At 59.2% G+C, this 13,541-nt stretch carries 6 protein-coding genes; all 6 read left to right on the top strand.

Annotated features, from left to right (window positions below; translation table 11 throughout):
• Positions 1–105: 105 nt before the first annotated feature.
• Positions 106–1,821, top strand: coding sequence for a ShlB/FhaC/HecB family hemolysin secretion/activation protein (locus SPL01S_RS14545; RefSeq protein WP_062868733.1), 1,716 nt, complete (start codon positions 106–108; stop codon positions 1,819–1,821).
• 10 nt (positions 1,822–1,831) lie between these two features.
• Entirely contained in the window at positions 1,832–2,362 is a 531-nt protein-coding gene (locus SPL01S_RS14540) for a toxin-activating lysine-acyltransferase (protein ID WP_063200807.1), read from the top strand.
• Between the two features lie 10 nt (positions 2,363–2,372).
• Positions 2,373–11,981 (top strand): hemagglutinin repeat-containing protein, encoded by a 9,609-nt coding sequence (locus SPL01S_RS14535; protein ID WP_063200803.1) that lies wholly within the window; start codon positions 2,373–2,375, stop codon positions 11,979–11,981.
• Between the two features lie 10 nt (positions 11,982–11,991).
• Positions 11,992–12,246: a hypothetical protein gene (locus tag SPL01S_RS14530; RefSeq protein WP_063200800.1), complete on the top strand. Its 255-nt coding sequence runs from the start codon at positions 11,992–11,994 to the stop codon at positions 12,244–12,246.
• Between the two features lie 245 nt (positions 12,247–12,491).
• Positions 12,492–13,034 (top strand): hypothetical protein, encoded by a 543-nt coding sequence (locus SPL01S_RS14525; protein WP_062868724.1) that lies wholly within the window; start codon positions 12,492–12,494, stop codon positions 13,032–13,034.
• A gap of 252 nt (positions 13,035–13,286) precedes the next feature.
• Positions 13,287–13,541: Ail/Lom family outer membrane beta-barrel protein (locus tag SPL01S_RS14520; protein WP_155729009.1), on the top strand; the 255-nt coding region annotated here is incomplete at its 3' end.

Genomic DNA, 13,541 nt, shown 5'->3' with positions numbered 1-13,541 from the left:
CCATTATTGGCCAAAATAGGGTTGATCCCGCGCTATTCACGCGCATAATGTTCGCGTTTACTTACAATTCTTATCTTTTATTTGTCCTTCGACAGGGAAAAAGTCATGCGCGTCTCTGCTTATTCTTCGCTCAGCCTTGCTGTGCGCAAGGGCTGTATTCCATTTGGCTCCGTTGTTTTGCCGCTGTTTATATTCAATCAACCGGTTCTGGCGGCAGCGCCAAATGGCGATCAGCTGATCATACAGCAGCAGCGGCAAAAAGCGCTGGAACAGCAGCTAACCCCCCCGACACCGGATGTGCGGCTGTCGCCGCCTTCGTCCGGTTTTGGCCGCATTGCTTTCCCGCAGGAAAAACCCTGCTTCCCTATCGAACAGGTCGTTCTGACCGGCCAGGACAAACTCCCGCATTGGCTGCCGTTGCAGCGCATTGCCAACCAGGCGCAGGGCCAGTGCCTGGGCGGGCAGGGCATCAACCTGTTGATGAGCACCCTGCAAAACCGACTGGTGGATAGCGGCTATATCACCACGCGCGTGCTGGCACCGACGCAGGATCTGAAAAGCGGCAAGCTACGGCTGGTGGTAGTGCCCGGCTATGTGCGCCAGGTGAAACTGACGCCGGACAGCGGCCGCTACATTCAACCCTACAGCAGTTTCCCGGCTCATGCCGGCAACCTGCTGGACTTGCGCGACATCGAGCAGGGGCTGGAAAACCTGCAGCGCCTGCCGACGGTGCAGGCCAATATGGAAATCATCCCCGGCGAGCAGCCCGGCGAAAGCGATATCGCCCTGAGCTGGAAGCAAGAACGCATGTGGCGCGTTGGCGCTTCGCTGGATGACTCCGGCACCAAGAGCACCGGTCGCTATCAGGGCGGCCTGACGCTGTCGCTGGATAACCCGTTCTCGCTCAGCGATCTGTTCTACATCTCCGGCACCACCGACCTGCAAAACCAGGGCGGCAGAGGCACCAAAAACATCACCGGCCATTATTCGGTGCCGTTCGGCTACTGGATGGCCGGGGTGACCGCCAACAGTTATGACTATCACCAGACCATCGCCGGGCAGAATCAGGATTACCGCTACAGCGGCAAGAGCAAGAACCTGGATTTCCAGCTCAGCCGGGTGCTGCACCGTAACGGCAGCCAGAAAACCACGCTGACCTATGACGTGCTGGCGCGCGAATCCAGCAACTACATCAACGATACCGAAGTGGAAGTGCAGCGCCGCCGCACCTCCGGTTGGCGGCTGGGCTTGCAGCACCGCCATTACATCCAGCAGGCCACGCTGGATGCCGGCGTCAGCTATCAGCGCGGCACTCGCTGGTTCGGCGCATTGCCTGCGCCGGAAGAGACCTTTGGCGAGGCCACGGCGCTCAGCAAAATTGTGCAACTCAACGCCCAGCTTGACGTGCCGTTCAGCCTGTTCAACCAAAACTTCAGATACAACGTGCAGTACCAGCGTCAGATCAGCGATACCCCGCTGACGCCGCAGGATCAGTTTGCTATCGGCAACCGCTGGACGGTGCGCGGCTTTGACGGTGAACGCACCCTGAACGCCAACCACGGCTGGTTCGTGCGCAACGATCTGGCCTGGCGCACGCCGCTGCCGGGGCAAGAACTGTACCTGGGGGCCGACTATGGTGAAGTGGGCGGTTACGGCACCGATTACCTGGTCGGGCAACACCTGGCGGGCGGGGTGGTCGGCCTGCGCGGTTACGCCTTCAAGGTGGGCTACGACCTGTTCGCCGGCGTGCCGTTCTCCAAACCGGACGGCTTCAGCACCAGCCCGGTGACGCTGGGCTTTAACCTGAGCTGGAACTACTGAGGGAACGACAATGCGCATAGGTGATTACGATATCCGGGCACCGCTGATCCTCGGCGGCGATGACGGCGAGGCGGAAGCCTTTGGGGCGGCGGTATGGCTGTGGATGCATTCGCCGATGCACCGCGATGCGCCGTTGCACACCCTGCCGACGCTGCTGTTGCCGATCATCAAGCGGCAGCAATATGTGCTGGCGTCGCACCAAAATCAGCCGGTGTTTTTCCTCAGTTGGGCCTGGATGAATCAAGAATCCGAGGCGCGTTATCTAACGCAACCGGCGATAAACATGCAGGAAAACGACTGGAACAGCGGCGATCGCCTGTGGTTCTGCGACTGGATCGCCCCGTTCGGCCACACGCGGGAAATGCGCAATCTGATCGCCCGGGATATTTTCCCGCAGTTCTGCGTACGGGCGCTGTACCACCGGGGCGCGCAGCGCGGCAAACGCGTCGTGAACTTTAAAGGCGCGCAGGTCAGCCACCAGCAAGCGCAGCAATGGTGGGCGAACCACCCGTTAGCCGTCGAGCCGTCGGACATTCAATAAGGACATTGCCATGAACAAGAACCTGTACCGTATCGTTTTCAACAAAGCGCGTGGCATGCTGATGGTGGTGGCGGATATCGCCCGCTCCGGCCGCGCCGGGTCCGCACGGTCGCCTGGCCTGGGCCATACCCTGAGCCAGTGTATCGGCAAGATGAGCGCCGTCAGCTTCAGCCTGTTATTGGCATTGGGCGCTATCCAGCCGGTGCAGGCGGCCATTGTCGCTGACGGCAATGCGCCGGGCGGCCAGCAGCCGACCATCGTCAACAGCGCCAACGGTACGCCGCAGGTCAATATTCAGACCCCGAGCGCTGGTGGGGTTTCCCGCAACACCTACAGCCAGTTCGATGTCGACAAGCAGGGCGCGATCCTCAACAACTCGCACAAAATGACCCAGACCCAGCAGGGCGGCTGGGTCGATGGCAACCCGTGGCTGGCGAAAGGCGAAGCCAAGGTGATCCTCAACGAGGTCAACTCCCGCGATCCCAGCCGCCTGAACGGGTATATCGAGGTCGCCGGCCAGCGCGCGCAGGTGGTGATCGCCAACCCTTCCGGCATTACCTGTAATGGCTGCGGTTTTATCAACGCCAACCGCGCCACGCTGACCACCGGCCAGGCGCAGATGAACAACGGCAATCTGACCGGGTTTAACGTCGAGCGCGGCGAAGTGGTGGTGGAAGGCGCAGGTATGGACAGTTCGCGTCAGGATTACACCGAGATCATTGCCCGTTCGACCAAGATCAACGCCGGGCTGTGGGCCAACGATTTGAAAGTCACCACCGGGCGCAACAAGGTGGATGCGGCGCATCAGCAGATCGAAAAACAGGGCGACGATCCGGCCACACGCCCGCAACTGGCGGTGGATGTGGCCAAGCTGGGCGGCATGTACGCCGGCAAAATCCGCATGATCGGCACCGAAACCGGCGTCGGGGTGCGCAATGCCGGTAATATCGGCGCGCAGGCCGGCAGCGTGGTGGTGACCGCCGACGGCCGCATCGAAAACAGCGGCGCGATCAGCGGCGGCGATATGGCGATGGCTTCGAAGCAGGGCATCAGCAACAGCGGTTCGCTGTTCGCTGCGGGCAATGCCGCCGTTACCAGCGAGGGCGAGGTGCAAAACAGCGGTTCCATCGCCGCGCGCAACAATGTGCAGGTTCAGGCCGCCAGCCTGAACAGCAGCAAAGGCAGCACCCTGGCGGCAGGCGTGCAGCAGGACGGCAAACTGGGCGGCAGCGGTGAACTGGCGTTGACCGCCAGCGGCAAACTGACCGCGCAGGGCCAGAACCTGGCGGCGGGCAACCTGCGTGCCAGCGGGCAAGGCATGGACATCAGCGGCAGCCGCACTGCCGGCACCAATGTAACGCTGAACGCCGGGCAGAGCGACTTAACCACGGCCAATGCGCAGGTTGAAGCGGCGCAGCAACTGGTTGCCGACACCGGCAAACGGCTGAACAACGACGGCGGCACGCTGACGGCGAACAAGCTGGCGCTGAATGCCCAGGATCTCTCTAACCGCAAGGGCGAGATCGCCCAGCTTGGCGAAGAGGATCTGGCATTGAATCAGCAGGGCAAACTGGATAACGGCGGCGGCCGCATCGCCAGCAACGGCAACAACCTGACGCTGAACGCCGGGGCGATCGACAACCAGAGCGGGCAGATTATCCATGCCGGCAAGGGCCGGCTGGCGGTGAATACCGGCCGGCTGCAAGGGGATAACGGCAAGCTGTTGTCCAACGGGCAGCTCTCGATGCAGGGCGGCGATTACGTGCTGGATGGCGGCACTACCTCGGCGCAGCAGATCGCTATGGATGCCGGCAGCCTGTCCAACCGCAACGGCCAACTGGTGCAGAGCGGCAACGGCGACATGCGCCTCAGCACCCGTAAGGGTATCGACAATCAGGGCGGCCAACTGGCGGCCAACGGCAATGTGGCCTTGAACGCCGCACAGCTGAACAACCAAAACGGCAAAGTGATCGCCGCGCAGGACGGCAGCCTGAATGCGCAGATTGGCGGCACCCTCGACAACCAACAGGGCCAACTGGCTGCGAGCGGCAATACGCGCTTACAGGCGGATAAACTGGATAACCGCAAGGGCCTGGTTTCCGCCGCTACCGGCAACGGTGAGGTGGCGACCCGTCAGGCGCTGGATAACCGCAGCGGCCGTATCGAAGCCAAACAAGGGCTGCAACTGAGCGGCACCGGGCTGGAAAACCAGAGTGGGCAAGTGGTTGGCGGCGCCATTTCTCTGGCGCTCGGCAAGGGCGCGTTGAACAACCAACAGGGCGCTATCGCCGCTGCGGGCGATTTGCGCCTGAACGGCGGGGCGCTGACCAATGACGGCGGCCTGCTGCAATCCGCCGGCGACATGAGCCTCGACACCCAAGGCGCCGCGTTGAGCAACCGCCTGAGCGGCGAAACCGGCGGCATTCTCAGCCAGGGGGCGCTGTTGATCCACAGCGGCGCGCTGGACAATAGCCAGGGCATGCTGGTGGGCGGTGGTGCCACCGAACTGTTCACCGGCCGGCTGGATAACAGCAAAGGCACGCTGGTTGGCAAGCAGCGGTTGAACATCGACAGCCTGGCATTGACCAACGACGGCGGCCTGTTGCAGGCCGGCGGCGACGCGACTATCGATACCCACGGCCAGGCATTGACCAACCGCGACAGCGGCAAAAATGGCGGCATCAGCAGCCTGGGCAAACTGAACATCGCCGGCGGCGAGGTGGATAACCAAAGCGGCTTTATCGCCAGCTCGGGCGACCTGCAACTGCGTGGCAGCCAACTGGATAACCGCCACGGCACGCTGGCTTCCGAAAAACAGCTGTCGGCGACCGCCGGGGTGATCAATAACCAGGGCGGGGCGATAAAATCCGGCCAGGACATGGCGCTGAACGCCAAAGAACTGCTGGATAACAGCAATCTGGGGGTGATAGGCGCAGGCAAAAAACTGCAGCTGGACAGCGGGTCTCTGCTGAATAATCAGGGGACGCTGGTCAGCGCCGATGCGGCGAAGATTAACTTCGCCATGCTGGAAAACCGGGGCGGCCAACTGGCGGCCCAAACGGCGCTGGAGCTGCACGGCAATAACCTCAATAACAACGACGGCGGGTTGATCCAGAGCGGCGATCGCCTGGAGCTGGCGGTCGATCGGCTGACCAACGCCAACAGCGGCGAGAAAGGCGGCATTACCAGCCAGGGCGCGATGAACCTGTCTACCGGCCTGTTCGATAACGGCCAGGGCGTGGTGATTGCCGGCAAAAATCTGCAACTTGACGCTGATACGGTGCTGAACGGTGGCGGCAAGCTGGTGGCGCAGCAGGCGTTGACGCTCACCACCACCGGCGTGGGCGGCCTGAACAATCAGAGCGGGCTGGTGCAGGCCGGCGCTAACATGCTGCTGGATACCCGCGGCCAACGGCTGGATAACCAAAACGGCACCCTCCACAGCCTGGGCCAGCTGCAACTCAACGGCGGCGATATCAATAACCAGGGCGGTACGCTGGGGGCCAAGGGCGATTTCATGCTGGCGGCGCTCAAACTGGACAACAGCAACGGCGGGCGGATTATCGGCGAGCAGGCGGTAACGCTGAACAACACCGGGCTGGATAACCGCAACGGGCAGATTCAGGCGGTCGGCAATCTGTTGCTGGGCAGCGCGCAGGGGATTATCGATAACACCCTAGGGCTGATCCGCAGCGGCGCTACCGTGACGCTCAACGCCCTGCAGTTCACCAACGACGCCACGCTGGCGGACAATAAAGGGCTGGAAGGCCAGAGGGTAACGCTGAACACCGGCACGCTGAGCAACCGTGGCGGCAGCATTTTGGCTGACCGACAGTTGGCCATCACCAACGACGGCACCCTGGATAACAGCGGCGGCCAGCTGGCTGCGGCCGACACCCTGCAATTGAAAGGCACGGCGCTCAACCTGCTGAACAGCGGCGGCACGCTCAAAGCCGGCAAGCTGCTGGAGATTAACGCCAATGCGATCGGCGGTGATGGGCAACTGTTGTCGCTGGGCGATATCAATCTGGCCAGCGCTCAGGGCATCAATAACAGCGGCGAGATGATCGCCAACGGCAATTTCAACTTCACCACGCCGGGCGATGTCACCAACAGCGGCAAGCTGCTGGCGGGCGCGAAGCTGGATCTGCACGCCAATAACCTGTTTAACGCCGCCAGCGGCGAGATCAACGCCGGGCAGGATTGGCTGACGGTGAACGGCACCCTGAGCAACTACGGCCTGATCGACGGCAAGCACACCCTGCTGACGGCCAACACGCTGAACAACATCGGCACCGGCCGTATTTATGGCGACGCCATCGGCGTGCAGACCGCGACCTTCAACAATCTGGCGGAAAACGGCACCGCCGCTACACTGGCCGGGCGCGAGCGGGTGGATATCGGCACCCAGACGCTGAACAACTACGATCACGGGTTGATTTACAGCGGTGGCGATATGGTGATTGGCGGCCAGCTTGACGCCAACCACCTGGCAAGCGGCCAGGCTGGCACCCTTAACAACCACAGTTCGACCATTGAGTCCGCGGGCAACATGGCGCTGTCCGCCGCGCTGATCAACAACATCAACGATCGTTTCAGTACCGAGTTGGTCACCGTTTCCAACGAAAAAGTCACCGAGTATCAGCAGTCCGGCGATCCGGTGCGCTGGAAGGCGGGGGAACAAGGCGTCTTCGTTGACCGCAATTCGTCAGACTCATTGCTGAACCTGAACACCCCAGGCAAAACCGGGCACGGCAACGACAGATTTAATCAGTACGACTATAACCGGACGGTGCAGGAAACTCAGATTAAGGAAAGCGACCCGGCCAAAATCATCGCCGGTGGCGATATGGCGATCAATGCCGGGCATTTGCTGAACGACAAGAGCCAGGTGGTGGCCGGCGGCACGCTGGCGATTAACGCCGGTAGCCTGGATAACGTGGCGGTGGCGGGCCAGCGGCTGACCACCGACGTCGGGGAAGTGACCAGCTACTACCGCATCAAGAAAAAAGGCACTGACAAACAGGGGCATAACACCACGGCCTATACGCCGCCGACGACCATCCAGACCATCGCGTTGAAACCGAGCCAGCTGATCGACCACGGGCAGGTGGCGGGTAACCCGATAGCCATTGCACCGCTGACGCCGCAAGGCACAGACGCCACCATCGGCCAGGCCGGCGGGGTGAATGCAGGGGTCACCGGCAGCGATATTTCTGCCGGGATGCAGACCATCGGCGGCGGTGAACTGCCGGTGATTCAGGCGGCGGCCCTGCAACCGGGCCAGCAGTTTGAAGTGGCCAACAAAGTGAACGCCCAGCAGGGCGACGCAGCAAACAGCGTGGTGCGCATCGTCGGGCCGGACACCCGCCTGCCGGACAACAGCCTGTTCAAGACCAATCCGGCGCCGGGCGGCCAGTATCTGGTGGAAACCGATCCGCGCTTCACCAACCAAAAATCCTGGCTGGGCTCGGATTACATGATCGCGAAAGCCACCAACAACCAGGACAACGTGCTGAAACGTCTGGGGGATGGCTACTACGAGCAGCGGCTGATCCGCGAACAGGTGATCAACCTGACCGGCCAGCGTTATCTGGATGGGTACAACAACGACGAAGAGCAGTTCAAGGCGCTGATGGATCAGGGGTTGGCCTTCAGCCAGCAATATAACCTGAAGGTCGGCGTGGCGCTGACGCCGGAACAAATGGGGCTGTTGACCAAAGACATTGTCTGGCTGGTGAACGCCAAGGTCACGCTGCCGGACGGCAGCCAGCAAAATGTACTGGTGCCGCAGGTGTATGCCCGCATGCAACCGGGCGATCTGGACGGCTCCGGCGCGCTGATCGCCGGGCGCAACGTTAACCTCAACCTCGGCGACGGCCTGTTTAACAGCGGCCATATTGCCGGGCGCGAAGTGGTGAAACTGAGCGCTGCCAACATCACCAATATGGCGGGCAGCATTCAGGGGGCCGACGTCGGCCTGACCGCCCGCACCGATATCAACAATATCGGCGGCGTGATCCAGGGCAACAACTCGCTGCTGGCCAGCGCCGGGCGCGACATCAACGCCATCAGCACTACCCGAGCGGCGCAAAGCGTGAACGGCGCCAACAGCTTCGAGCGCACTAATATCGACAGTGTGGCCGGCATGTACGTGCAGGGCGCTGACGGCAAACTGATGCTGCAGGCCGGGCGCGACATCAAACTGGATGCGGCGCAGGTGGTCAACAGCGGCGAGAACGGCCAAACGCTGCTGAGCGCCGGGCGCGATCTCAACCTGAACGCGGTGACCACCGCCAGCCGCGACAACCTGATCTGGAACGGCGACAACAGCCTGAAACAGGGCAACAGCCAACAGGTGGGCAGCGAAGTCGTCGGCAAAGGCGCGGTGACCCTCAATGCGGGCAACGATATCACTGCTCATGCGGCGACGATTTCCGCCGGCGAGGCGCTGAACCTGAATGCCGGCCATGACGTCAACATCCTCAACGGCGAAAACACCCAGGATCTGGACGAGCGCCACAAGGTGACCGGCGGCAACGGCCTGATGTCGAAAACCACCACCACCACCCGCGACACCCTGGATCGCCAGACCCTGCAGAGCAGCACCCTGAGCGGTGACAGCATCAAGGTGCTGGCGGGCAACGATCTGCGCGTGCAGGGCAGCAGCGTGGCCGGCACCCAGGACGTGAAGCTGCTGGCGGGCCATGATCTGACCGTCACCGGCGCCACCGAGCGCAACAGCGAGCTGCACCTCAAGCAGGAGAAAAAATCCGGCCTGATGAGCAGCGGCGGCATCGGCATCAGCTACGGCACCGAAAGCCTGAAAACCACCGACACCTCACAGGGGGTGACCAACCAAGGCAGCACCGTCGGCAGCGTGAACGGCAACGTCACGCTGGGTGCGGGCAACAATCTGGCGGTGACCGGCTCCGAGCTGGTGGCCGGCAAGGACATGGCGCTGAGCGGCAAGAATGTGTCGGTGACGCAGGCGCAGGATGAAAACAGCCAGACCCACAAGGTCGAGCAGAAAAAATCCGGGCTGACGCTGGCGCTTTCCGGCACCGTCGGCAGCGCGCTGAACACCGCCGTGGAAACCTCGCAACAGGCAAAATCCACCGACGACAGCCGTCTGGCGGCCTTGCAGGGCACCAAAGCGGCGCTGAGCGGCGTGCAGGCGGTACAGGCGGCGAGGTTGGCGCAGGCACAGGGCGCCGACCCGGCCAATAACAACATGGTGGGGATCAGCATTTCTTACGGCACCCAGTCTTCCACCTCTACCCAGAACAGCGGGCAGAGCACCGCCCAGGGCAGCAGCCTGACGGCGGGCAACAACCTGAGCATCACCGCCAGCGGCAACGGCGTGAAGGGCCAGGACGGCGACATTCTGGTGCAGGGCAGCCAGCTGCAGGCGGGCAAGGACGTCACCCTGAACGCCAACCGCGACGTGAACCTGCTTTCCGCCAAAAACACCCAGTATCTGGACGGCAAGAACGAGAGCCAGGGCGGCACGTTGGGTGTGGGCATCGGCGTCGGCTCCGGCGGCATCGGGCTGAGCATTTCGGCCAGCGTCAACAAAGGCAAGGGCAACGAGAAAGGCAACGGCACCAGCTACACCGAAACCACGGTCAATGCCGGTAATCAGGTCAACATCACCAGCGGGCGCGACACCAATCTGATCGGCGCGCAGGTCACCGGCGAATCGGTCAAAGCCGACGTGGGCCGCAACCTGCTGCTGGAGAGCCAGCAGGACAGCGACCGTTACGATTCCAAACAGCAGAACGCCAGCGCGGGCGGCAGTTTCACCTTTGGCTCCATGACCGGCTCGGGCAGCATCAGCCTGAGCAAAGATAAAATGCACAGCAATTACGACAGCGTGCAGGAGCAGACGGGCATCTTTGCTGGCAAGGGCGGTTTTGACGTGACGGTGGGCGAGCACACCCAGCTTAACGGCGCGGTGATTGGCAGCACCGCCACGGCGGATAAAAACAAACTCGACACCGGCACGCTGGGCTTTACGGACATCCACAATCAGGCGGACTTCGAGGTAGAACACCAGAGCGTGGGCATCAGCTCCGGCGGCAGCATCGGCAGCCAGTTCGCCGGCAATATGGCCAACGGCCTGCTGGTGGGGGCCAACAACAGTGGGCACGACAGCTCCACCACCCACGCTGCGGTGAGCGACGGCACCCTTGTTATTCGCGATCAGGACAAACAGACGCAGAACCTCAGCGATCTGAGCCGCGACGTCGAGCATGCCAACCAGACGTTAAGCCCGATCTTCGACAAGGAGAAAGAGCAGAAACGGCTGCAACAGGCGCAGCTGATTGGCGAGATCGGTAATCAGGCGATGGACATTGCGCGGACCGAGGGGGCGATCACCGCGACCAAAGCCGCGAAAGAGAAGATGAATAACGTCACAGACGCCGATCGCCAGGCTGCGGCGGCTAAACTGGCGAAAGAGAAACCGGGCAAGGTCATCACCGACGACGATATCAACGCGCAGATTTACCAGACGGCGTATAACCAGGCGTTTAGCGAATCGGGTTATGGCACGGGCGGTAAGGTGCAGCAGGGTATGCAGGCGGCGGTCGCTGCGGTGCAAGGGCTGGCCGGTGGAGACCTGAAAGCGGCGATTGCCGGTGGAGCCGCGCCGTATCTGGCGGAACAAATACACCTTCTGGCCCCGAATGAGGAAAGCCGTGTCATCGCGCATGCGGTGGTGGCTGGCGCGCTGGCCGAGTTGCAAGGCAAGTCGGCAGCGGCAGGAGCAGCGGGTGCTGCGACTGCGGCATTGGGTACCAAAGCGATTGCCGAGGCCATGTTCGGCACCAGTGATTTCAGCAAAATGAGTGAAGAGCAGCGCCAGACGGTTTCTGCATTGGCTACGCTTGCAGGTGGTTTGGCCGGCGGTCTGGCGAGCGGTGATACGGCGGGTGCGGTAGCTGGCGGGCAATCGGGTAAGAATACCTCCGAGAACAATGACCAGTTTAGCTTGCCGCCAGGGATGATGAGTTCTGGTCAGGCTGCCTCTACTCTGGGTCAGTATATGACTGAGCATGGCGCTACGGCGGAACAAATTACTGCCGCACAGGCCGATTTGGCGCGTGGTTTGGGAACCGGGGCACCACAACCTGCAACCGAGTTTGTTAAGGCTTGGGGCAAGTTTATGATAACGGCAGCGTCGCTGGGTTCAGGAACCGTTGTTGGCGGAAGTTCAATGGCTGTGGGGGGATTGATTGGCGGCTCGGCGAACGCAGGTGTGCAGCTACAAGGCGATAAGCCTTTTAGTTATACCGATTTGTTTATTGCCACCGGGTCTGCTGCCCTGACTCAGGGGAAAGGTGTTGTTGCTACTGAGGTTATCGGTGTGAGCGGAGCTTATGTCGGCAGTAAAATCAAAGGGGAAGATCCCAAGAATGCAATGATTGCTGCTGGTGTTGGTGGGGCTGCGGGTATTGTAGGAGGTAAGGCAGTTACCGTTGGTAATCAGTTAAAACCTGTGGTTTCAAATAATGCTGCCGAGAATTTAGGCAATATTGGTGGCTCCTTAGCTAGCGAAGTTTTTAGCGGAAAAACTCAAGATAAATTAGATGAAATTGATAAGTCTAAAAAATAGGTGAGCAGAGATGAGTAATAAACAGATAGGATATAAACTGCTTTTTATTTTAATTGGTTACTCTGTTTTTATTATGATAGCCATTGCCCTTATTGCTTGTCTTGGCTCAGCGCTGTTGGTTTACTATGAGAGAGGGGCATTTTTATTTGGTTTTAGAAATGATTTCATATACTCATTGAAAGTTGGTATTGCAGCAGGGGTACCTGCAGGTATAGGGATTTGGGTGTTGTCGAAAATGCAAAGCAAGACAAAAAATAGAATGTAACAGCCGGAGGGCAGATGTTCTATTAGGTATTGGCATTTGGATTCTCGCGAAAATTGAAGAAATACGAAAGCGTAAATCCGCCCCATAGAGAAAAGTCACCTGCCACAGGTGATTTTTTGAATTTCTGTGCTGTTATTACTCCGTGTTGATGCAGGGGCGAGAAATGTATATCAGTTTGCTTTGATTATTGGGAAGTTAATATTAATACCAGATAAATTTACTTTAAGATATCAGAAGGATAGGGTATGGAACGATTTTGTAAGACAGTTATGCTGCCGGTGATCACCGGTATTGTATTTTGGGGTCCATCGGATACTGGGGCGGTCACCCGTGAAGAAATGTTCAAGCTCAATGCGGCCTATCCACCAGGTAGCTTTACGATTTGCGAGTCCAAACTTGAAGGGAATGGTAAGGATCTAATGCCAATGTTGGCAAAAATTCGTGGGCATATTATAGACAGAAAAGGTAATTTGAGCCATTCCGATGTCAGTGTAATGTTCATTCCTCTGGGGGCTTCAACCGCTTCGCTGACCTTGAGTTATCGACAAACAGTCACTATGGAAGATAATGGCCAGTGGGCTCATATCGATCCGGATAGCTTGAAAGTTTCAATGCCTGCTAATCCAGCCAGTGAGGCTATTCTAGCCGAAGGGTTCCGCAACAGACTCCCTACCGGGAAAGAGTTACAACCCTATCAGACGACAGAAATCACCGATTTCCCGTCTTATGTGGTCAGGATTCCAGGCGAATCCCCCCTTTATTGTCATAAAGAAACGTCGGGGGAGTGAAATCATAACATTAAAATTTTCAGTCAGACCTGAGTTTCATTGTGTTAATTTTTACGGGAGTAATAATGACTGGTGAGGTGGCTCGCAAATTACCAGTCCAACTAATTATTTTTGATGTCAGTTCTGTTACTCTCTAAACGTATCTATCATTTTTGTTTGATAATATCCAATAAATAATTTATGCCGTCAATACGGTATGGATAGCTATTTTTTTGTGCCAAAGTTGTTCCACTTACCATTAAGGATAGTTCAATGAAGAAATTAGTTATCGCCAGTATGGTTATTTCTACTCTGGGTCTCAGCGCTGCGGCGAATGCCGGGCAAAGCACCCTTAGCGTCGGTTATGCGCAAAGCAAGGTGCAGGATTTCAAAAATATCAATGGCGTTAACCTCAAGTACCGTTACGAGTGGGATTCACCGCTCAGCGTGATCAGTTCCTTTACCTATATGAGCGGGGATCAAAACGAGTCTTACTACGCTGAGCGCGACATTATCGATAACCACGCA

The sequence above is a fragment of the Serratia plymuthica NBRC 102599 genome (genome assembly GCF_001590925.1).
GTDB classification, from domain to species: domain Bacteria; phylum Pseudomonadota; class Gammaproteobacteria; order Enterobacterales; family Enterobacteriaceae; genus Serratia; species Serratia plymuthica.
Note: the sequence above shows the minus strand (reverse complement) of the source record. Positions and strands in the feature narration are given on the sequence as shown.